The sequence below is a fragment of the Stenotrophomonas nitritireducens genome (genome assembly GCF_050984405.1).
GTDB classification, from domain to species: domain Bacteria; phylum Pseudomonadota; class Gammaproteobacteria; order Xanthomonadales; family Xanthomonadaceae; genus Stenotrophomonas; species Stenotrophomonas nitritireducens_B.
In genome coordinates, this window is sequence record NZ_CP158790.1 from 496911 (window position 1) to 519142 (window position 22232).

The window sequence follows — 22232 nt, forward strand, 5'->3', positions numbered from 1 at the left end:
TCTCTCGATCTCAGAGTTTCACATTTTACGCCCCACTACCGTGCCAGGGGAGGTAGCGCGCAGACCGGAAGCGGGCGCCGGGATCGAGTCTTGTGCACCCATCCGTCTTGCTCCCGGGCCGGAAGCAAGCCCGCTCCGCCCCGGGCTTCCGGCCGCCGCTCCTCAGGCCGTCACGACCTGGTCGGATACCAGCATGTAGCCCATGCCGCGCAACGCGCGTACCGGCAGCATCGCGTCGGTGGCGTTGCGCACGCGGGTACGCAGGCGGTGCACCAGCACTTCCAGCCGGTGCGGATCGAAGTCCCATGGCTGGTCGGTGACCGCGGCGATCAGCCGCTCGCGGTCGACCGCCTCGCCGGGGACGGCGAACAGTTCACGCAGGAAACCGCGCTCGGCCACGGTCAGGGTCAGCGCCCTGCCGTTCGGAGCGAGCAGGTCCCAGCCGTCGGAACGCAGGCTCCAGCCCGCACTGGCCTCCACGGCCGCGGCGGGTGCGGGCGCGGCAGCCGGAACCGACTGCGACATGCGCCGATGCAGGCTGTGCAGCGCGGCGACCAGCACCGGCAGCTCCAGCGGCTTGGGCAGGTAGATGTCGGCGCCGAGCGAAAGCCCGTGCGCCATGTCGGCGGTGCCGCTGCGGCCGGTGACCAGCACGATGCCCATGCCCTCCGTCCGCCGCAGGTGCCCGGTGGCGCTCAGCCCGTCCTCGCCGGGCAGGCCGACGTCGAGCACCAGGATGTCGCAACGGTCCACCGCCAGTTCGCGGTAGAGCGCTTCCACGCTGTCGATGCCACGCACGGCGGCACCGTGGTATTCGAGTTCGTCGACCACCATGCCGCGCCACTCGGGATCGTCTTCCACGACCCATATCCTTATGCCATCCAACCGGCACCCGACCTCGGCCGCCGGCCGTCCACGATCCATCTCCATCAATGCTTCCCCAAGACCGGTCCCGCCCTGTTCGCATGGGCATTCTAGCCAGTGGCGCCGTCCGCCGCGCGACGGCGGATGCGATCGGCCGGAACGAGGCGGGCCGTGGCGCATCCGCCACGGCCCGCGACAGCCCGCCACCGCGCCCGAACGTTACTCCTGCGGCAGGCCCATCTCGGCCAGCAGCGCCGGCGCCGGGTAGACCTTGGCCAGCAGCCAGCGCAGGTAACGCATGTCCACGTGCACGGCGCGCTTGTAGCGCGGGTCGAACCACCAGCTGGCGCTCACCGATTCCCAGTTGGAATCGAAGTTCAGGCCGATCAGTTCGCCCTTGGCGTTGAGCACCGGCGAGCCGGAGTTGCCACCAGTGGTGTCCAGGTTGGTCAGGAAATTGACCGTCTGCGTCTTCAGCACCGGATCGGCGGTGCTGCCGAAATCACCCTTGGCGATCGCGGCCAGCAGCGGTCTGGGCGCATCGAACGGCACCATGTTGGTGTTCTTCTCGACGATGCCGGCCACGGTGGTCACCGGCGAGTAGCTGACCGCGTCGCGCGGATGCAGCGCTTCGACCTTGCCGTAGCTGATGCGCAGCGTGCCGTTGGCATCCGGGTACACCGCGCGGCCCTGCCTGGCGCGCCAGGCGAACAGCGCCTGCATGTAGGAAGGGCGCAGGCGCAGCTGCTCGCCTTCGCGTTCCTTGCTTTCGCGCTCGGCGGAGAGCTGTGCCGTCACCAGCGCGGCGGCAACCGAGACCAGCGGATCGGCCTCGATGAAAGCGCCCTTGCGGGCGGCTTCGAAGCGCGACAGGCGCTGCGCCTCGTCTCCGAGCTTCGTCCCGGCATACAGCGCGTCCAGCGCCTCGCGCAGCTGCTCCGGCGTGCGGCCGAACACATTGTCGTAATGCGCATCGCGCCGTGCGTCCGGCAACTGCTGGTAGCGGGTGAGCAGCGCGGTGAGGATCGCCTTTTCCACCGCCGGGTCGTAACGGCGCTGCACCTGCCGGAGCACGCCTTCGATCAGCGCGTGGTCGCGCTGCTGGTAGCCGCTCTCGCGCTCGGCGTCGGGCTTGGCCGATTCGATGCGCAGGCGCTCCAGCAGCAGCGCCGAACGCAGCAGCTGGGTCTGGCTGGACATCAGCGTCACCAGGAATTCGCTGGCGCCGGCCTGCTCTCCGGCCGCCAACGACGCGGACAGCGCATCGATGTCGGCACCGTATCTGCGGTCGGTGGCGGCGAGCATCGCCTGCTCGTCCTGCGCGCGCTGGGCCTTGGCGTCGCTGCGCAGCAGGCCTTCCAGCTCGCCGGCGGCGCGCTTGCGGTTGTTCTTCAGCGACTGCAGCTGCGAGGCGTAGCGCGTGCGCGCATCGGCATTGCCCTTGCCCTGCGCCTCGATGATGTCGATCAGCTGCTGGAACACTTCCACGCGGCGCGGCAGCACCGTGTCGATCTGGTTGGCGAACTCGGCCGCGGTGCGCAGGCGGTAGGTGATGCCCGGATAGCCGGCGAGCATCGCGTAATCGCCCTCCTTCGGGCCGTCCAGCGACATCTTCAGGTGCGCCGGCGGGTGGTAGGGCACGTTGTCCCTGCTGTACGGCGCCGGCTTGCCGTCCTTGCCGACGTAGGCGCGCAGCAGGGTGAAGTCGCCGGTGTGGCGCGGCCACATGAAGTTGTCGATCTCGTCGCCGTAATTGCCGATCGCGCGCGGCGGCGCATAGACCAGGCGGATGTCGGTCAGCTCCAGCTGGCGGATGCGGTAGAAATCGCTGCCGTAGTACATGTTGGCCACCGAGCAGCGCACGCCGCCCTCAGCCTCGCAGTCGGCGACGATGCGCTTGCGCGCGTTCTCCACCGCATCGTAGTAGGCGCGGCCGGTCTTGCCGCGCGCCTCCTTCAGCACGTCGTCGGTGACCTTGTCGAAACCGACCGTCACCAGCACCCGGTAATCCGGGTTGGAGGCGCGCTCGTCGTCGCGACCCTGGGCGATGAAGCCGTCGTCGATGTAGTTGTGCTCCTTGCTGGAGTTGTACTGGATCACCCCATAGGCGACGTGGTGGTTGGTCAACAGCAGGCCGTCGCCGGAAACGAACGAACCGGTGCCGCCGCCCACCCGCACCACCGCGCTCAACGGCCGCGCGGTGACGTCGGCCAGTTCCCCGGGGTCGCCCTTGAAGCCGGCCTCCTTCAGCGTCTTCGCCAGTTCAGGCAGCTGCGTGGGCATCCACATGCCCTCGTTGGCGTTGGCGGCGGCGGCCAGGCTCATGCCCAGCGCCATGGCGGCGGCAAGCGGTGTGCGCTTCATTGGAACTCCAGCGGATACAGAACAGCTGCCGACAGTAGCCGCGCCCCGGTGGGCGGGCAACCGCCAACGGTCACGATGCCGCTATCCTGCGCGGATGCGCGTCTTCCCTGGTTTCCTCGTGCTGGCGTGCGCGCTGCTCGGTGCCTGCTCCGGCGAGCAACGCGCCGCCGACCCGGTCGCTCGCCCCGCCCTGCGGTTGCGGGCCGAGCCGTGGCGCCTGCCCGCCGATGCGGTCGCGGCGCAGCCGGACCTGGTGGCCGCGCCCGACGGCAGCCTGCTGCTGTCGTGGCTGTCGCCCGACGCCACGGGCCACCAGCTGCGCTACGCGCGCTTTTCCGCCGGCCGGTGGCAGCCGGCACTGTCGATCGCGCGCGGCGACGACTGGTTCGTGAACTGGGCCGACACGCCGCACCTGGCCGCCAGCGCCGACGGCGCCCTGTGGGCGCAATGGCTGCGTCGCTCGGCCGACACCCCATATGCCTACGACGTGCAGCTGTCGCGCTCGGTCGACGGCCGGCAGTGGTCGGCGCCGGTCACCGTGCACGACGACGGCACCGCCACCGAGCACGGCTTCGTCTCGCTGTGGCCGGAAGGGAGCGACGGCATGGGCGTGGCCTGGCTGGACGGGCGCCATACCGCCGGCAGCGACCACCATGGCGGCGGCGCGATGACCCTGCGCAGCGCGCGCTTCGATGCCGGGCTGCGCAGGCACGACGAGCAGGAACTGGACGCGATGACCTGCGACTGCTGCCAGACCGGCGCCAGCGTTGCAGGCAACGGCACGTTGCTGGTGTATCGCGGCCGCGACGCCAGCGAGATCCGCGACATCCACCTGCGTCGCCGCACCACCGGCGGCTGGCAGCCGGCGCTGCGCGTGCATGCCGACAACTGGACCATGCCGGCCTGCCCGGTGAACGGCCCCGCGGTGAGCGCGCGCGGCAACGATGCGTGGGTGGCGTGGTACACCGCGCCGCAGGGCGAGCCGCTGCTGCGCATCGCCCACAGCGGCGATGGCGGCGCCACCTTCGGCGCGCCACGGGAGCCGGACCGCGGCGTCGAGGTGCAGGGCCGGGTGCGGCTGGCCGCCGATGCCGATGGCGTCTGGCTGGCCTGGCTGCGTGAGGACGCGCATGCGCAGTCGCTGTGGCTTGCGCGCTACAGCCTCACGCTGGATCGCGAACTCGGCCGCCTGCAGGTGGCGACCCTGCAGGGACGCGGGCGCGGCACCGGCTTTCCGCGGCTGCTCGCCGACCACGGCGGCGCACGCCTGGTGTGGACCGATGTGGCCGACGGCAAACCGCTGCTGCGTGGCGCGGTTGTCTCGGCGCTGCCGGCCGACGCACGCCTTGACGACTGGTCGCGCGAACGTACTCACGATCCTGCGGCCACGTACGGTGCCAGCACCACGGGAGTGCCCTTGCAGGAGCGCACTTCAGTGCGCGATGAAGCTTTACCGATGAAGCCCCATCGCGCACTGAAGTGCGCTCCTACGAGTGCGCTCCTGCAGAACCCGCCACGGGCCGCAGACCATCGCTCCCGGCGAAGCGTGAAAGCGCGCCGATCGCCGGGTCGATCCTCCGCCGCCGGCGCCTGCTATTTCTCCTTGCGCCAGTTCACCGAACCCCGGTTTTCCACCGTGCTGGATTCGACTTCGATGTCGAAGCCGCGGCGCAGCAGGTATTTCAGCGTGAGCACCGAGCCGCTGCCGATCAGCGATACGCCGTAGCCGACGTAGAGCTTGGGCGTGATGAACTTGCCCACGCCGAGCACGGCGCCGCCCAGCGCGCGCGACTGGCTGACGCCGGCGTCGTCCAGACCGAGCTTGGCGCCGACCTGCGCGGCGAGCAGGCCGCTGCCGGCCGACAGCGCCGCCGAGGCGGCGTTGACCTGTTGCGCCTGGTCGCTGCTGGCCATGCTCAGGCTGCGGCCGAGCACCAGGTAGGACAGCGCTTCGGACTGCGACATCGCCGGGTCGGACCATACGTCCACGCGCGGCTGCTGCGCGCGGCCGGTGACGACGATGCCGGCGGTGACCTCGCCGATGCCGCGCTGGGCGCGGATGTTGATGCGCGGGTCTGAAACCACGCCGTGGTTCCACAGCAGCTGGCCCTGGGTGATGGTCAGGTCCTGGCCGTAGGCCTTGTAGCGGCCGCTGACTTCCAGCCCGCCGTTGGCGGTCATCTCGCGGCCGGGGCGCGCGCGCACCTGCATCTTGCCGGTCAGCGCGCCCTTCAGGCCGAAGCCGCTCATCTTCACCTTGTCGCCGAGGCTGACCGCCAGGTCCATGTCCAGCGGCGAGGAGCGCGATTCCTCCGGATCGACCGGGTCGAGCACCACCACGTCCTCGGACACCGAGGTGCCGCGGTCCAGGCGCTCCAGGTCGATCGCCGCTTCGGGCACGTGCACGCTGCCGCGCAGTTCCATGGCGGTGCCGGCCAGGGTGAAATCGAGGTCGGGGTTGGCGACCACGCGCAGTTCGCTGGTGTTGGAGACCAGCACGTTGTCGCCGCCGATGTGCAGCTGCAGCGGCTGCGCGTCGCCGAACCAGGACAGCCCGCCCTGCACCTTCAACGCGCCTTCGCCGCCGGTCTTCACCTCCGCGGCGATGCGCGCCGAACCGTCGGGCTGGGCGGTGAAACTGCCCTTGCCCTCGCTCAGGGTCAGGCCCAGCGCCGGGAACTCGCCGGTGAAGTCGCTGAGCGTCGCCTCGCCGCCGAGCGAAGGCTGCGCGCGCGTGCCGCGCAGGCTGACGTGGCCCTCGACCAGCCCCTTGGGCCGCACCAGGTCGGGCGAGAACAGTTCCATCCAGTACAGCCGCGACATGTTCAGGTACAGCTCGCCGTCGAGCGCGGCATTCGGCTCCCAGCCGGTGCGTACCTTGGCGTCGACGAAGCCGTCGCCCTGGAAACCGACGCCGAGGTAGCCGTTGATGCCGCCGGGCTGCATGTCCACGTTGACGGAGAAGTGGTCGTAGCGCACCAGTTCGCCGCGGGCGTTGTCGCCCAGGCGGATGCCGCCTTCCAGCGACGCGACCTTGAAGCTGCCTTCCCAGGCCTTGCCGCGCGGGCGCAGCTGGCCGTCGACGGTGAGTTCGCCGCGCAGGTGGATGCGCCGGCCGGCATTGGGCGGCAGCCACGGCTGCACCAGCGCCAGCGGCAGCGCGTCGCCGCGCAGGCGCACGCCTTCGCGCGGCCAGTCGGCATCCACGCACAGCGCGCCGCCGGTTTCCGAGCCCAGGCAGGTATCGCCCAGGGTGAACCGCGCGCCCTGCACGGCGAACGCCGCCGGCTGCCGCAGCTGCCACGGCGCGCCCTTGACCGGCGTCACCCGCAGCGCGGCCAGTTCGCCGCGCCACGCCTGCCCGGCGTGGCGTACGCCGCCGGCCAGCGCCAGCGCGCCCAGGTCGTTGCCCGCCTCGGCGTCCAGGCGCAGGTCCTGCAGGCTGCCGCGTGCGTCGATGCGCAGGCGGTCGAGCAGCATGCCCGCCTGCACGCCGCTGGCCTGCAGCTGCAGGGCGCCGTTGTCGCCGCGCCACGGCAGGCGGCCGGCAAGGCTGATGTGCGCCGCCTTCCAGTCGTCCCACTGCAGGCCGTCGCCGCGCAGGTCGGCGCTGACGTCCGGCTGCGACGGCGTGCCGCGCACCTGCACGCTGCCGGCCACGCTGCCGCTGGCGCCGGGCAGCAGGTCGGACAGGTGCAGCGGCTGCAGCGTCGCGTCCACGTCCAGGCGGTCGCCGACCTTGCCCTTGGCCTCGACGCGACTGTCGCCCACCGCCAGGCGCACGTCGCCCTCGCCCTGGGTGCCATGCAGGGCCACCTTGGCGCGCGCGTCCACGCTGCGCCCGCGCAGGCGGCCGCGCAGCTGCGGCACGTCGAGCGTGGCGTCCAGGCGCAGGTCGTCGGCGCCGGCCGGCGACGGCAGCTGCGTGCCGGTGGAGGCCAGCGTGCCGGACAGGTTGCCTTCCCAGCCCGGCAGGAAATAGCCGGGATCGAAGCCGGCCAGGCGCGCGTCCACGTCCCACGACAGCGCCGGCGCCCACGCCGCCGAACCGCTGAGGTCGAGCGAACCGCCTGGCGTGGTCGCCTTGAGCTTCTCGATGCGCGCCTGCTGGTCGCTTCCGCGCACGTCGAAATCGAGCGCGGCGTCCTGCGCGTCGCGCGCCACCTCGGCCTTGCCGACCGCCGCCCAGTTCTTCAGGGTGCCGGCCACGCCCAGCCGCGCTTCCTTCAGGTGCATCGGCACCGGCGTGGTGTCCGCCGCCGTCGGGTCGGGCGCGGGCGTCCAGGTCAGCTGGCTGGCCACCACCGCGAAACGGAAGCCGGGATTCTGCGTGTCGCTGAAATCGGCGCTGCCCTGCAGGCGCACACTGCCGCCGAAGGCCTCGGCCACCAGCGGCGAGACGGTCAGCACCTGGTTGTCGATGGCGATGTTGGATGGCGCCAGCACCAGTTCCTGGTCGCCCTGGCGCACGCGGCCCTGCAACCGCGCGTTGCCGCCGCGGCCGCGCGCGGTGAAGTCCAGCGCCAGCGGCGCGGGCGCCTGCGCCAGGTACTGCGCCGGCACCAGCTGGCCCAGGTCCAGTTCCTCGCTGCGCGCGGCCACGTTCCACACCGGGTCGGTGCGGCCGTCGAGCACCAGGCTGGCCTGCAGCGGCCTGGGCGCGTAACCGGCCAGCGCGACCTCCATGTGCGCCAGGTCGCCGCGCGCGACCAGCCCCAGGCGCGCCCGCGGCTGGCCCGGGCGCGCCGGCATCAGCGCGCTCACGGTGAGATCGGTGCGGTAGTCCTCGCGCGGCAGGTAATGGCCGTCGATGCGGAAATCGCCCAGGTTGCCGGCGACCTTGAGCTGGGTGGCGCGGAATTCGCCGTCTGCCGCCTCGATGCCGCCGCGGATGCGGGTGATGTCGATCGGCGGCGCGTCCGGCTGGACGATGCGCAGGCCGTCGATCTCGATGGTGTCGGCCTGCAGCGCCAGCGGCAGCTCGATGGCCGGCAGCACGTCGGGCCAGCGCGGCAGCTCGAACGGCTTGTCCTCCGGCGGCCCCAGCTCCAGCTGGGCGTTGCTGATCCGCAGCAGGTCCAGGCGCAGCTTGCGCCCCAGCAGCGGGCGGATGTCCGGGTCCAGGTAGGCCTGCGCGGCGCTGAAGTGGATGTCCTCGTAGCGGAAATCCAGGTCGTGCAGCACCAGCGGCCCGGCCAGCGGGCCTTCGACCCGGCTCCAGGTCAGGGACGAGTTGGCCGGCAGCCGCGCCACCACCTGCGCCAGCAGCACGTCGCGCCCGGCCACGGTCTGCAGCAGCCAGTACAGCGCCAGCACGGCCAGCACCGAGACCACGCCGATGCCGATGCCGCTGCGGATCGCCAGCGTGCGCATGCGCGCCCGGCGCCGCGCGCGCAGCTCGGCGATGCGCGCCTCGCGTTCCTCGGGGGTGATGTCGCCGGATGCGGCGGGATCGGGGCGGCGGCTCACAGGTCGGCTCCGATGTTCAGGTACAGCTGGAACTGCGAGTCGGGGTGGTTCAGGCCGTGCGCGATGTCGATGCGCACCGGCCCGACCGGCGATTTCCAGCGCACGCCGAAGCCCACGCCGGTATGCAGGTCGATGGTGTTGTCGAACGCGCTGCCGGTGTCCACGAACACCGCCGCGCCCCACGGGCCGCCGCCGAAGTAGTGCTCGTACTCGGCCGAACCGACCACCAGGTGCTTGGCGCCGAGCGCGTACTTGTCCGGCGCCGGCGTGCGCGGCCCGACCTCGCGCCAGGCGTAGCCGCGGATCGAGCGGTCGCCGCCGGCGAAGTAGCGCAGGCTCGGCGGCATCGCCACCAGGTCGCTGGTCCAGGTGGTGCCGGCCTGGCCGCGCAGGATCAGCCGGTCGGTGTCGCCCAGCGGCATGTACCAGCGCAGCGTGGCATCGGCCTGGATGAAGCTGGTGTCCGAACCGGCGCCCTCGATGCCGCCGCGCAGCGTGGCGTTGCCGCTGAAGCCGCGGCGCGGGAACGCCCGGTCGTCCACGTCCAGGTAATCGGCGGTCAACTGCGGGTACACCAGCGTGGAGTACTGGTAGACCGCGTCGGTGAACTGGTCGCCGGAGCTGTAGCGCCAGCGCTCGCGCAGCGCGTTGACCGAGGCGATGGCGGTCCAGTGCTGGTTGATCTCGCCGCTGCGGCTGCCGATCAGCTTGAAGTTGCGCATGTCGATGTAGCGCGTCTGCTCGTCGTAGGCGCTGGCGGCGAAGGTGTACCAGCCGTCGAGCCAGCGGAACGCCGGAATGCGGTAGCTGGTGATCAGGCTCTTGCGCTTCTGCGCGTAGTCCAGCTGCGTGTTGAGCTTGTGGCCGCGGCTGTTGACGTAGCGCCGCTCCACGCCGCCGCGCACACCCGCGCCGCTCTCGCTGCCGTAGCTCAGGCCGGCGGTGTAGATGGTGCGCTTGGCCAGGGTGAGGCTGACGTCCACCGGCACCTCGCCGTCGCCATAGGCGTCCTCCGGGTGCGGCTGGATGTCGATGGTGCTGAAGTAGTCCAGCTTGGTCAGCGATTCGCGCAGGCGGTCGAGCTTGCCCTCGTGCCAGTAGCTGCCTTCCTCCCAGTACACCAGCGGGTCGAACAGCCCCGGGCGGAAATAATCCTGGTTGAAGGTGATGCGGCCCATGTTGTAGCGGCGGCCGCTGTCCCAGCTCAGGAAGATGTCGGCCGCGTTCTCCGCGCGGGTCACTTCGACCTTGCGCTGGGTGAAATCCGCATCGAAGTAGCCGCGCTCGGACAGGCGCCGGGTGATGACGACCTTGCTGGCCTCGTAGGTGCTGTGGTCGAACGGCGCGCCCTCGCGCGGCTGGAAGTCCTCCAGGTCCTGCTGCAGGTAGCGGTCGCGCGCGGCCGGGCCGGTGATGACCACTTCCGACTGGCGCACCCGCACCGGCTCGCCCTTCTCCACCTGGATCACCACCCGCACGGTGTCACCCTCGCGCGGCGCCTCCACGGTGATGGTCGGGTTGTAGTAGCCGAACGGCTCCAGCGCCTGCCGGGTCTGGCGCTCGGCCTGCGACAGCAGGTATTCCAGGCGCGATTCGCCCTGCACCTTGCCGATGGTGTCGTACAGCGACAGCGAAACCTCGATGTTTTCGATGATGGCCGCGTCGTCGCCCTTGTCCAGTCCCTTGATCTGGACCTTCTCGATCGTGCCGCGGGCATGGGCGAAGGGAACGGCGGCGAATGTGGCCAGAAAAAGGGCAAATGCGAGGTTCTTGGGCAGCATCGCGACAGCATACCGGGCGCTCGTGAAGGCCGGAATCATCACGGCGGTTTCACTTCGACGGTTAAATTATCGTGAACGCATCCAGCCCCCTCCGGTTCATGCATGCGTCGTTGCGGCACGGCCGCGAACGAATCCGCTCCTGGAAGAGCGTCCGGTCCGACTGGGTCCCGCCGTCCACCCGCCGCGAGCCAGGAATCCAATCCATGAAACGCCAGTTGCTGAGCGCCGCCATCTGCGCGGCCATCACCGCCTATTCCCCGCTGTCCTCCGCCCAGTCCCAGGACACCGGCAGCGGGAAGAACGTAGAGACGCTCGACCGCATCACCGTCACCGGCTCGCTGATCCCGCAGGTCCAGGTGGAAACGGCCACGCCGATCACCTCGATCACCGCGCAGGACATCCAGAAGCAGGGCTTCAAGGACGTCTACGAGGTGCTGCGCTCGCAGCCGCTGGCCACCGGCGCCGTGCAGGACAGCCAGTTCTCAGGCGGCTTCACCCCCGGCGCCAAGCCGATCAGCCTGCTGGGCCTGGACCCGGGCTTCACCCTGGTGCTGATCGACGGCCGCCCCATGGCCGACTACCCGCTGCTCTACAACGGCCAGAGCAACTTCGTCGACCTGGCCAGCATCCCCACCGCGATGGTCGAGCGCATCGACATCGCGCCCGGCAACCAGTCGTCGATCTACGGCTCCAGCGCCATCGCCGGCGTAGTCAACATCATCCTGAAGAAGAAGCTGGACGGCACCCAGATGAGCTTCCGCATGGGCGCCTACGATGGCGGCGGCGGCGGCAACCAGCGCTTCCAGCTGACCAGCGGCCGCAGCTGGGACCAGCTGGACCTGACCGCCGGCCTGCAGCTGAGCAACCAGGACCCGATCTACGGCTTCAACCGCAAGGACTTCGATTCCACCAACGACAACCCCGACGTCGCCGCCCGCTACGGCAGCCGCACCTTCGTGCACAACGCCAGCAGCGGCGCCTACATCGACCCCGGCGAGGCCGCCTGCGCACCGCTGTCCGGGCTGTTCGGCGGCACCACCGTCTACGACACCCGCCCCGGCCGCGGCAACTACTGCGGCAGCCGCTACGAGCCGGGCTATTCGACCATCCTCAACAAGGAACGCAGCGCGTCGGGCTACGCCAACCTGAACTACGCGCTCAACGACAGCACCGACGTCTACGCCACCGTGCTGCTCAACCGCACCAAGAACGAGAGCAACTCCGGGTCGCGCTTCTGGCAGCCCTCGATCGATACCAGCGGCTACATCTTCAACAACCTCACCGGCGACCTGGAGAGCTACCAGCGCATTTTCTCGCCGGAGGAAACCGGCGACCGCGACTTCAACAACGAACGCCAGACCGCCGATTCCTACAATGTCGCCCTGGGCATCAAGGGCACGGTGGGCCAGTCCAACTGGGACTACAACGCCTACTACGCACGCTCGGAGTACCACATCGACAGCCGCCAGTGGTGGCCGCTGAAGGACAAGATGGAGGACTTCTTCCGCGAGCACTTCCTGGGGCCGCAGCTGGGCGACTATTACGGCTACCCGATCTACGAACCCAACGACGCCGGCTTCTACCAGCCGCTGACGCCCGAGCAGTACCGCAGCTTCCAGGGCGAGATCCGCACCAAGTCCAAGACCTGGACGCAGAACGTCAACCTGCAGTTCACCAACACGGCGCTGTTCTCGCTGCCCGCCGGCGACGTCGGCTTCGCCGGCGTGCTGCAGGCCGGCCAGCAGTCCTGGAGCAACCCCACCGACCCGCGCGTGGTCAACGACGAGTTCTGGGGCCTGAGCGGCACCCAGGGTTCGGGCAAGCGCGACAACTGGGCCGCCGCGGTGGAACTGCGCGTGCCGATCTTCAGCCGGCTCACCGCCAGCCTGTCCGGGCGCTACGACGATTACAAGAACAAGGGCGGCGGCAGCGACTCGCGCGCGACATGGAAGGCGGCGCTGGAGTTCCGTCCGCTGGATTCGCTGCTGCTGCGCGCCAACTACGCCACCGCGTTCAAGTCGCCGGACATGGCCTACGTGTTCGCCGGCGACAGCGGTTTCTACACCTTCGTGCCCGACTACTACCGCTGCGCCACCGAGGAACCCGGCGTGCCGATCAGCCAGTGCTCCTACAACGACGAGCAGGTGCGCGGCTCGCGCGCGGGCAACCCCGACCTGAAGTCGATCACCGCCAAGTCGTGGGGCGGCGGCGTGGTGTGGTCGCCCAACGCGCAGTTCACCGTCAGCGCCGACTACTACCGCATCAAGATCGACAACAAGGTCGCCGACCTCGACCTGGACATGCTGCTGCGCAACGAGGCGGCCTGCCGCCAGGGCCAGCTGGATGCCGGCTCACCCACCTGCGTCGATGCCCTGCAGCGCATCGGCCGCGCCGGCGCCAACGCGCCGCAGCCGAACCAGATCAACACGGTGGCGGTGAACCCGATCAACGTGGCCAAGGAAGACGTCAGCGGCATCACCGCCAACATGGACTACCGCTGGGCCACCGATGCGTGGGGCAGTTTCATGCTGGGCGCGCGCTACAACGTCACGCTCAAGCATGAAAGCCAGCAGTACCCGGAGGACCCGGTGATCGACCTGCTGCGCGATCCGTACTACTCCTCGGAGTTCAAGAACATCTTCAGCGCCACCCTGGGCTGGCAGATGGGCGACTGGACCACCACCCTGTACGGCATCCGCTACGGGCGCACGCCGAACTTCGCCGCGCAGGACAGCACCGAGGGCTACGCCGCCGACGACGCCGGCAAGGTCAAGGCGTGGACCACCTTCAACCTGACCCTGGACTACGCGGTGACCGACGACGTGTCGCTGAGCCTGACCGCCAACAACCTGACCGGCGAACGGCCGCCGCGCGACCGTACCTACACCAGCTACCCGTACTACAACATCTTCAACTACAACGGCTACGGCCGCTCCTACATGCTGGAAGTGAACTGGCGTTTCGGGCGCAGCCAGTAACCCGCGCGGTCAGGGGACGGAACGGGGGCGGCCACGGCCGCCCCCGTTTCATCCGGCCGCCTGCAGACGTTCGCGCAGCGGCGCGAGCGGCCCGGCATAACGCCGCCATTCCTCGACATTGCGCGCGTGCACCGGCTCGCGCACCTGCACGCTGCTCAGCGTGGCGGTGGCCGCGGCGTTGCGGGTCAGGTCGCTGGCGCCCTGCTCCGGCACCAGACCGCATTGGCGCAGCACCTGCGCCAGCGCCGCCTCGGGGTCGCGCACCATCGCCTCGTAGTCGATCTCGAGCACCCGCCCGGGCAGGTGCCGCTGCCAGGCGCGCATCAGTTCCGCGTAGGCGTGGTGGTGCGCGGCCAGGGCATCGAAGTCGTAGCTGTAGCCGTAGGAGTCGCCGAACATCGCCCGGTAATTGGAGAAGCACACCGCCATCGGGTCGCGCCGGACATGCACGATCAGCGCCTGCGGCAGCGCCCGGGCGATGGGCCCGGCCAGCAGGTAATTGGGCGGCAGCTTGTCGATGAAGCGGCGCTGGCCCTGCAGCCGCCAACGCACCTGCCGCAGGTAGCCCTGGCCGATGCCCCGGTAATCCAGCGACGCCAAGGCCTGCAGCAGCGGCGGGTCCAGCAACGCGCGCCCGGCCTGGTCGGCGGCCCAGCGCAGCTGCTGGGCGAAATCGCCCAGTTCGCCGGCCGATGCCACCTGCGAATGATTGCCGAGCATGCGCTCCAGCACCGTGGTGCCCGAGCGCGGCATGCCGACGATGAAGATCGGCTGGGCGCCGCCGTCGTCCTCCACGCCATCGGCCGCGGCGAAAACGCCGTCGGCCGCCAGCCGCGCCATGGCGTCGTGCTGGGTGCCGTCGGCGAGCCGGTCGTGGCGCAGCCGCCGCCACATCACCGCATTGCCGTGGCGCAGCGCGTCCCAGGCGCCGTCCAGGTCGCCAAGGTCCTCCAGTTCCTTGTACAACGCGAACCACAGCGCCGCGCCGTCCTCGCTGTCGGCGTTGACGGCCTGCAACTGCCTGCGCAGCGCGTCGACATGGTGGTCGCCGGCGTGCCAGCGGCGCAGGCGCGCGCGCGTCAGCGCGGCGCGGCCGTGGCCGGGGCGCAACTGCAGGCAGCGCGCCAGCGCCTGCCCGGCCGCGTCCAGCTCGCCGTTGAACTGCAGCTGCACACCGAGGAAGTAGTGGAAATCGGCGTTGTCGAAACCGGCCGCGGCGGCGCGCCGCATCAGGCGCAGCGCATCGGCGTGCAGGCCCAGCGACTGCAGCACGTGGGCCAGCGCCGCCAGCGTAGGCGCATCGTCGCAGCGCGCCACGCAGGCCTGCCGCATCAGCGTCGCCACGCCTTCGCTGTCGCCGACCCGCAGCAGCGCCTGCGCCACCCGCAGCAGCAGCGCCGGATCGTCGTATTCCTGCCTGGCCGCCAGTTGCAGCTGCTGCACGGCTTCGCGCAGGCGGCCCTGGGCCAGCACCGTGCCGGCCAGCATCACCCGCGCGTAGGCGTGCGTGGGCTGCCGTTCCAGCACCGCCAGCAGGTGCCGGCGTGCCTCCGGCATGTTGCGCCGGGCCAGGGCGGCCTGCGCGGACTGCCAGGAGGCGGCCGGGTCCATGCCTCAGCCGGACAGGTGCTCGATCGCCGCCACGCTGCCCAGGCGGTCGCCCAGGGTGCGCAGCAGCGCGAGGCGGTTGCCGCGCAGGGCCGGGTCGTCGGCGTTGACCATGACGCCGTCGAAGAACGCATCGACCTGCGGGCGCAGGCGCGCCAGGCGGCCGAGCACGCTGACGTAGTCCTTCTGCGCCAGCGCGGCGCCGGTGTCGTCGATGGCCGCGGCCACGGCTTCGGCCAGTTCGCTCTCGGCCGGTTCGCGCAGCAGCGCCGGATCAATGGTGCCCGGGATGTCGCCCTCGGCCTTGCGCAGGATGTTGCGGATGCGCTTGTTGGCCGCGGCCAGCGCCTCGGCCTCGGGCAGCTGGGCGAAGGTGCCGATGGCGTCGATGCGGCGGTCGAAGTCGTACAGCGAGGCCGGCTTGAGTTCGGCGACGGCGTTGAAGTGCGTGGCGGGCACGCCCTTGTCGCTGTAGTAGCCCTTCAGGCGGTCGATGATGAAGTCATGCAGTTCGCCCGCATCCGCCTGCACGTTGCGTGTTGCCAGACCGGCATTGGCGGCGACCAGCAGTGCCGGCAGATCCAGATCGAAGCCCGACTCGATGATCGTGCGCGCCAGGCCCAGCGCATTGCGCCGCAGCGCGAACGGGTCCTTGTTGCCGGTCGGCTTGAGGCCCGCGGCGAAACCGCCGGCCAGCGTGTCCAGGCGCTCGGCGATGGCCAGCACCTTGCCCAGCGGCGACAGCGCGATGTCGTCGGCCGCGAAGCGCGGCTGGTAGGCCTCGTCGATGGCCAGCGCGACGGCGGGCGATTCGCCGCCGGCCACGGCGTAGTGGCGGCCGGCGATGCCCTGCAGTTCCGGGAACTCGCCCACCATGCGCGACTGCAGGTCGTTCTTGGCGAGCTCGGCGGCACGGCGCGCCTGCGCCACGTCCACGCCCACCTGCGCGGCGATGTGCTGGGCCAGCGCCGATACGCGCTGCACCTTGTCCGCCACCGTGCCCAGCTTGGCCTGGTAGGTGACGCTCGATAGCCCGTCGCCCATCGACACCAGGCCCTGCTTGAGGTCCTCGTCGAAGAAGAACTTGGCGTCACTGAAACGCGGGCGGATCACGCGCTCGTAGCCCTTGGCCACTTCGGCCACGTCCTTCGATTCGATGTTGGCGATGCCGATGAACTTCTCGGTCAGTTTGCCGCCGGCATCGAGCACCGGGAAGAACTTCTGGTTGATCTCCATCGTCTCGATCAGCGCTTCCTGCGGCACGGCCAGGAACTCGCGCTCGAAGCTGCACAGCACCGCCGACGGCCATTCGACCAGGTTGACCACCTGTTCCAGGTTGTCGTCGGTGATGCGCGCCACGCCGCCGGCCTGCGCGGCGGCGGCGTTGACCTCGTGCACGATGCGCTCGCGGCGCGCGTCGGCGTCGACCAGCACGTTGGCGGCCTTCAGCGATTCGACGTAGTCGGACGGGTGGCTCAGCCACACCTGCTTGTCGGCCATGAAGCGGTGGCCGCGGCTGAAGCGGTCGGACGTCAAGCCGAGCAGTTCGGCGTCGACCACGTCATTGCCGTGCAGCAGCACCAGCCAGTGCACCGGCCGGGCGAAGGCATATTCGTGCGCGCCCCAGCGCATCGGCTTGGGGATCGGCATCGCGGCGATGGCCTCGCGCACGATCTCCGGCAGCAGCGCGGCGGTCCTCGCGCCCGGGGTCACCGAACGCAGCACGAAGCGCTCGCCCTTGGCGTCGGTGGTGCGCTCCAGCGCGGTCCAGTCGATGCCGGCCTTGGCGGCGAAGCCCTGCAGCGCCTTGGTCGGCTCGCCGTTGGCGTCCAGCGCGATGTTGAGGTACGGGCCGAACACTTCCGAGTGCTGCTCAGGCTGTTCGGTTTCCACGCCCGGCAGCAGCACCGCCAGGCGGCGCGGGGTGGACAGCGGCTTGGCGTCACCGCGCTCGAAGGCGATGCCGCGCTTGGCCAACCCGTCGATCACGCCGTCGAAGAAGGCCTGCGCCAGGCCCGGCAGCGCCTTGACCGGCAGCTCCTCCACGCCCAGTTCGATCAGCAGCGGCTGCATGCTCATGCCTGCACCTCCTTGGCGGCCACCGCTTCCAGGCGCTTGGCCTCGTACAGCTTGGCCACGGCCTGGGCCAGCGCGCGCACGCGCAGGATGTAGCGCTGGCGCTCGGTCACCGAGATCGCGCGGCGTGCATCGAGCAGGTTGAACGAATGCGAGGCCTTGCAGACCTGTTCATAGGCCGGCAGCGGCAGGCCGGCCTCGACCAGCTTCTGCGCTTCCTTCTCGCAGGCGTCGAAGCGGTGGAACATTTCTTCCACGTCGGCATGCTCGAAGTTGTAGGTGCTCTGCTCCACCTCGTTCTGGTGGTAGACGTCGCCGTAGCTGACCGGCGTGCCGTCCGGGCCGTAGGTCCACACCAGGTCGTAGACGTTGTCGCAGTTCTGCAGGTACATGCACAGCCGCTCCAGGCCGTAGGTGATCTCGCCCAGCACCGGGCGGCATTCCAGGCCGCCGGCCTGCTGGAAGTAGGTGAACTGGGTGACTTCCATGCCGTTGAGCCACACTTCCCAGCCCAGGCCCCAGGCGCCGAGGGTCGGCGATTCCCAGTTGTCCTCGACGAAGCGCAGGTCGTGCACCAGCGGGTCGATGCCCAGCGCCTTGAGCGAATCCAGGTACAGCTGCTGGATGTTGTCCGGGCTCGGCTTCATCGCCACCTGGTACTGGTAGTAGCGCTGCAGGCGGTTGGGGTTCTCGCCGTAGCGGCCGTCGGTGGGACGGCGGCTGGGCTGCACGTAGGCGGCGTTCCAGCTTTCCGGGCCGATCGAGCGCAGGAAGGTGGCCGGGTGGAAGGTGCCGGCGCCCACTTCCAGGTCCAGCGGCTGGATCAGCACGCAGCCCTGCTTCGCCCAGTAGTCGTTGAGGGTCTGGATCAGGCCCTGGAAAGTGATGGGAACGGTGGGAGTCGCGGACATGCTGCCTGGGCCGTACGGATGGGTGCGCTAGTATAGCGAGCGACCGCGCGGCGGCCGCGCCAGCAAGGAGTTTCAGGTGGAACAGCAGGCCGCGCAGAGCCCCCCGACCCCGCCACCGCCGGTGGCCATCGCCCCCGGCCGGCTGCAGTTCTCCAACATCGCCGCCGCCCTGCTCGGCGACGGCCTGGTGGCGGCGCACGACCAGGAGCGCATCCGTTTCTCGGCGCAGGGCGCGCGCAACGCCAGCGAGGTGCACCCGCTGGTGCTGTTGGCCAACCTCAAGCTGGCCGCGGCGGCGCCCGCATCCGGCGAGCTGGGGCTGGAGCGGCTGACCGAATGGCTGGCCGCGCGCACCGGGGTCCGCCACCTGCGCATCGACCCCACCCGCGTGGACGTGGCCAACGCCACCGCCGTGGTCTCGCACGCCTATGCGCGGCGCCACCGCATCCTGCCGCTGGCGATCGACGGCGAACGCGTGCTGGTGGCCACCAGCGAGCCGATGGCGCGCGACTGGATACCCGACCTGCAGCACCTGACCCGGCGCCGGGTCGAGATCGTGCTGGTCAACCCGCTGGACCTGCACCGCTATTCGATGGAGTTCTTCGGCGTCACCCGCTCGGTGCGGGGCGCCCGCGGCGACGCGCGCAGCGACGGCGGCAGCCTGCCCAGCTTCGAGCAGCTGGTGGAGCTGGGCCGCGCCGGCGACGTCAACGCCGACGACCACCACGTGGTCAGCATCGTCGACTGGCTGCTGCAGTACGCCTACGAGCAGCGCGCCAGCGACATCCACCTGGAACCGCGCCGCGACATGGGCCGGGTGCGGTTCCGCATCGACGGCGTGCTGCACAAGGTGTTCGAGCTGCCGCCGGCGGTGATGACCGCCGTGGTCAGCCGCATCAAGGTGCTCGGGCGCATGGACCTGGCCGAACGCCGGCGGCCGCAGGACGGCCGCATCAAGACCCGTTCGCCGGGCGGGCGCGAGGTGGAAATGCGCCTGTCGACCATGCCCACCGCGTTCGGCGAGAAGTGCGTGATGCGCATCTTCGACCCGGACGCGGCGTTCAAGAGCATCGAGCAGCTGGGCTTCAGCCCGGAGGAAGCGGCCGGCTGGAACGAGCTGGTGTCGCGCCCGCACGGCATCGTGCTGGTCACCGGCCCCACCGGCTCGGGCAAGACCACCACCCTGTATTCCACGCTCAAGCGGCTGGCCACGCCGGACGTGAACGTATGCACGGTGGAGGACCCGATCGAGATGATCGCGCCGGAATTCAACCAGATGCAGGTGCAGGCCAACATCGACCTGGACTTCGCGGCCGGGGTGCGCACCCTGCTGCGCCAGGACCCGGACATCATCATGATCGGCGAGATCCGCGACCTGGAGACCGCGCAGATGGCGGTGCAGGCGGCGCTGACCGGCCACCTGGTGCTGTCCACCCTGCACACCAACGACGCGCCCTCGGCCATCACCCGCCTGCTCGACCTGGGCATCCCGCACTACCTGATCGCCTCCACCGTCAACGGCGTGCTGGCGCAGCGGCTGGTGCGCACCCTGTGCCCGCACTGCAGGCGCGCCGACGTGCTCGACGACGCCGACTGGGCGCCGCTGCGTGATGGCGATGAGGCATTACCTGATGCCATCCACGCCTGTGCGCCGGTCGGCTGCCTGGAGTGCCGCCGCACCGGCTACATGGGCCGGATCGGCCTGTACGAGCTGCTGCCATTGGCTCCGCGGCTGCGCGCCCTGATCACCCGCGACATGGACCTGGCCGGTTTCAGCCGCGCCGCGCGCGCCGAAGGGCTGCGTACCCTGCGCCGCACCGGGCTTGAAAAGGTGGCGCAGGGGCTGACTACAATCGAGGAAGTCCTGTCAGTGCTGCCTCCCGCGGAATGAAGTCCCAGCCGTTCCTGATCGTCGAAACCGGGCAGCCGTTCCCGACCCTGCGCCGTTACGGCCGCTTTCCGCACTGGATCCGCGTCGCCGCGGGCCTGGAGGAAGCCGAGACCGTGGTGGTCAACGTCGAGCACGGCGAACGCCTGCCCGAACGCCACGGCTTCGCCGCCACCATCGTCACCGGCTCGGCCGCCTTCGTCACCGACCGCGCCGACTGGAGCGAGCGCAGCGCCGACTGGCTGCGCGAGGCCGCCCACGGCGGCATGCCGCTGCTGGGCATCTGCTACGGCCACCAGCTGCTGGCCCACGCGCTGGGCGGCCAGGTCGACTACAACCCGGCCGGCCGCGAATCCGGCACGATCCGCCTGGAGCTGGCCGAACCGGCCGCCGCCGATCCGCTGTTCGCCGGCCTGCCGGCCAGTTTCCCGGCCCATGCCACCCACCTGCAGACCGTGCTGCGCGCGCCGGAAGGCGCCACCGTGCTGGCGCGCTCGGTGCAGGACAACTGCCACGCCTTCCGCTGGGGGGAACAGGCCTGGGGCCTGCAGTTCCATCCCGAGTTCGCCACCCATCACATGCGCGGCTACGTGCGCGCCCGCGCCGACTGCATCGCCCGCCATGGCGGCTGCGCGCGCAGCGTGGCGCGCGAGGTCAGCGCCGCGCCGCTGGCCCGCCAGCTGCTGCGCCGCTTCGTGCGGCACGTGCGGCGCGGGGTGCATTGAGGCCGGTATCGGGGCCTCCCGCTGGCGGGGCGCTGGCGGGGCGCTGACGCCGCCCTGATCCGTCGGCGCCGGCGCGATCGCCGCTGCGCTCCACATGGCCGGTCATCTGGTCGGATTCGCCTTTGGCGGAAACGTCCGTATCGGAACCACCGACGGCGGGGCAACCGCGGAGCCGACCGACGGGGTCGCACACCCGTGCGCGTCGCTACCTGCTCTATACCACCCAATATCCCCGCCGATCGGTCCGCGGTCTGCCGGGATGCGCCTTTTGCCACGGGGCCTGGCCGTTCCAGACCGCGCTCCAGGCGGCACCACGCGACATTCGCCATGACGGCATGGCGGGCGCGACGTACCAGCCCGGAGGTCACCTGGCATGGCAACGTCGGGCGGCGACTGTTCCTGGCCTGCCCACGGCTTCGGACCGGCTACTGTCGGTGATCCGCCTGGTGCCGTTGGTGGGTCGAAGGCCGTCGCCGTGTCCAGAGCAGTAACGGCCGGAACGCGACCGCCTGCGCTTCCGCCTCCGGCGCGGCCTCTCCGCCCGATCCCCGCCGCGCACGGCCATCACACCGTTACTTGTTCCTCATAAACCCGGACAGGGTTTCGGGCGATAATCCGCCCAGCGTCGGCCTGTCGCTGGCGCCCTCCCCTTTTCGGAACTGCAATGGGCGATATTCGCAAGGTGCCGGCCTCCGCCGGCGCGGAATGGCTGCTGGCCGGCTTCGGCCTGCTCAAGCGCGCGCCGCTGGCGCTGGGTTCGCTGGGCATCCTCTGGGGCGTAGGCACCTCGCTGGTGCTGTCGCTGTCCCTGCTGGTGCCGGCGCTGGGCACGCTGGTGCAGTTCCTGCTGCTGCTGGCCGGCCCGCTGTTCATGGGCGGCCTGCTGTGGGCCGTGCGCGAAGTCGACCAGAACCGCCAGGCGCGCCCGGCGCACCTGCTCGAAGGCGTGCGCGAAGGCCGCGCCCCGCACCTGCTGGTGGCCCTGCTGCCGCAGCTGGTGGCCGCGCTGGTGCTGGGCACGCTGCTGCTGGTGCTGGTCGGCACCGATGGCCTGCAGCGGTTGTCCGACGTGATGCTGCGCCTCAACGAACTGAGCCAGTCCGGCGCGCAGCCGGATCCGGCGCAGATCGAGGCGCTGGTGGCGACGCTGCCGGCCGGCCGCATCCTGCTGTGGCTGCTGCTGATGCTGGCGGCCTTCGCCGCGCTCACCCTGGCGCTGTTCGTGATGCCGCCGCAGGTGATGTTCCAGCGCGTCGGCGGCTGGCACGCGCTGCGCCGCAGCCTGCGTTCGAGCCTGCGCAACCTGCCGGCGATGCTGGTGTTCTTCGTGCTGGCCTTCATCGCCATCTTCGCGATCTACTTCGCGGTGCTGATCGTGTCGCTGGTCATCGGCCTGATCGCCGGCCAGACCGTGGCCATGGCGGTGGCGCAGCTGCTGCTGATGGCCGTGCTGATGCCGGTGTTCGCCGGCGCGGTGTACGCGGCCTGGAAGCAGATGCTCGGCCCGGTGGAGGCCGTGCCACCGCCGGTCGGCGGCGGCCACGTGCTGGAAGCCTGACCGGCTTCCA

At 70.4% G+C, this 22232-nt stretch carries 11 protein-coding genes; 4 read left to right on the top strand and 7 right to left on the bottom strand.

Annotated elements, in window-relative coordinates; genetic code table 11:
- Window positions 1-162 precede the first annotated feature (162 nt).
- From ABTV91_RS02120 to ABTV91_RS02135, 4 genes are all read right to left on the bottom strand, one after another.
- Window positions 163-861 (bottom strand): response regulator transcription factor, encoded by a 699-nt coding sequence (locus tag ABTV91_RS02120; RefSeq protein ID WP_433852999.1) that lies wholly within the window; start codon window positions 859-861, stop codon window positions 163-165.
- Window positions 862-1083: 222 nt separating this feature from the next.
- Window positions 1084-3228: a S46 family peptidase gene (locus tag ABTV91_RS02125; protein ID WP_433853000.1), complete on the bottom strand. Its 2145-nt coding sequence runs from the start codon at window positions 3226-3228 to the stop codon at window positions 1084-1086.
- A 1593-nt stretch (window positions 3229-4821) separates the two neighbouring features.
- Window positions 4822-8601, bottom strand: coding sequence for a translocation/assembly module TamB domain-containing protein (locus ABTV91_RS02130; RefSeq protein WP_433854097.1), 3780 nt, complete (start codon window positions 8599-8601; stop codon window positions 4822-4824).
- Between the two features lie 92 nt (window positions 8602-8693).
- Window positions 8694-10478 carry an autotransporter assembly complex protein TamA gene (locus tag ABTV91_RS02135; RefSeq protein ID WP_433853001.1) on the bottom strand — a complete coding sequence of 595 codons (1785 nt, stop codon included), beginning with the start codon at window positions 10476-10478 and terminating at the stop codon, window positions 8694-8696.
- A 203-nt stretch (window positions 10479-10681) separates the two neighbouring features.
- On the opposite strand from ABTV91_RS02135, the gene ABTV91_RS02140 reads away from it, so the two are divergent.
- On the top strand, window positions 10682-13456 hold the full coding sequence (locus tag ABTV91_RS02140) for a TonB-dependent receptor (RefSeq protein ID WP_433853002.1): 2775 nt from the start codon (window positions 10682-10684) through the stop codon (window positions 13454-13456).
- Between the two features lie 48 nt (window positions 13457-13504).
- Here the strand turns inward: ABTV91_RS02140 and ABTV91_RS02145 are convergent, their stop codons facing one another.
- The 3 genes from ABTV91_RS02145 to glyQ are packed head-to-tail and all read right to left on the bottom strand — an operon-like array spanning window position 13505 to window position 18051.
- On the bottom strand, window positions 13505-15067 hold the full coding sequence (locus ABTV91_RS02145; protein ID WP_433853003.1) for a tetratricopeptide repeat-containing sulfotransferase family protein: 1563 nt from the start codon (window positions 15065-15067) through the stop codon (window positions 13505-13507).
- Window positions 15068-15070: 3 nt separating this feature from the next.
- Window positions 15071-17143 (bottom strand): glycine--tRNA ligase subunit beta, encoded by a 2073-nt coding sequence (glyS, locus tag ABTV91_RS02150; protein WP_433853004.1) that lies wholly within the window; start codon window positions 17141-17143, stop codon window positions 15071-15073.
- Window positions 17140-18051 (bottom strand): glycine--tRNA ligase subunit alpha, encoded by a 912-nt coding sequence (gene glyQ, locus ABTV91_RS02155; protein ID WP_433853005.1) that lies wholly within the window; start codon window positions 18049-18051, stop codon window positions 17140-17142. The genes glyS and glyQ overlap by 4 nt, the downstream gene beginning before the upstream one ends.
- A gap of 121 nt (window positions 18052-18172) precedes the next feature.
- Here glyQ and ABTV91_RS02160 point away from each other — a divergent pair, with 121 nt between their 5' ends.
- The 3 genes from ABTV91_RS02160 (at window position 18173) to ABTV91_RS02170 (ending at window position 22222) form a co-directional block, all read left to right on the top strand.
- Complete coding sequence (locus ABTV91_RS02160; RefSeq protein ID WP_433854098.1) at window positions 18173-19942, top strand: GspE/PulE family protein; 1770 nt, start codon at window positions 18173-18175, stop codon at window positions 19940-19942.
- A complete protein-coding gene (locus tag ABTV91_RS02165; protein WP_433853006.1) occupies window positions 19939-20664 on the top strand; it encodes a glutamine amidotransferase in 726 nt (241 codons plus the stop codon). The genes ABTV91_RS02160 and ABTV91_RS02165 overlap by 4 nt, the downstream gene beginning before the upstream one ends.
- 664 nt (window positions 20665-21328) lie before the next feature.
- Window positions 21329-22222 carry a BPSS1780 family membrane protein gene (locus ABTV91_RS02170; RefSeq protein WP_433853007.1) on the top strand — a complete coding sequence of 298 codons (894 nt, stop codon included), beginning with the start codon at window positions 21329-21331 and terminating at the stop codon, window positions 22220-22222.
- The last annotated feature ends 10 nt before the right edge of the window (window positions 22223-22232 follow it).

Coding starts and splice junctions, on each gene's coding strand:
- ABTV91_RS02165 (WP_433853006.1), top strand. CDS start 19,939: ATGAAGTCCCAGCCGTTCCTGATCGTCGAAACCGGGCAGCCGTTCCCG.
- glyS (WP_433853004.1), bottom strand. CDS start 17,143: ATGAGCATGCAGCCGCTGCTGATCGAACTGGGCGTGGAGGAGCTGCCG.
- ABTV91_RS02145 (WP_433853003.1), bottom strand. CDS start 15,067: ATGGACCCGGCCGCCTCCTGGCAGTCCGCGCAGGCCGCCCTGGCCCGG.
- ABTV91_RS02140 (WP_433853002.1), top strand. CDS start 10,682: ATGAAACGCCAGTTGCTGAGCGCCGCCATCTGCGCGGCCATCACCGCC.
- glyQ (WP_433853005.1), bottom strand. CDS start 18,051: ATGTCCGCGACTCCCACCGTTCCCATCACTTTCCAGGGCCTGATCCAG.
- ABTV91_RS02170 (WP_433853007.1), top strand. CDS start 21,329: ATGGGCGATATTCGCAAGGTGCCGGCCTCCGCCGGCGCGGAATGGCTG.
- ABTV91_RS02135 (WP_433853001.1), bottom strand. CDS start 10,478: ATGCTGCCCAAGAACCTCGCATTTGCCCTTTTTCTGGCCACATTCGCC.
- ABTV91_RS02125 (WP_433853000.1), bottom strand. CDS start 3,228: ATGAAGCGCACACCGCTTGCCGCCGCCATGGCGCTGGGCATGAGCCTG.
- ABTV91_RS02130 (WP_433854097.1), bottom strand. CDS start 8,601: ATGCGCACGCTGGCGATCCGCAGCGGCATCGGCATCGGCGTGGTCTCG.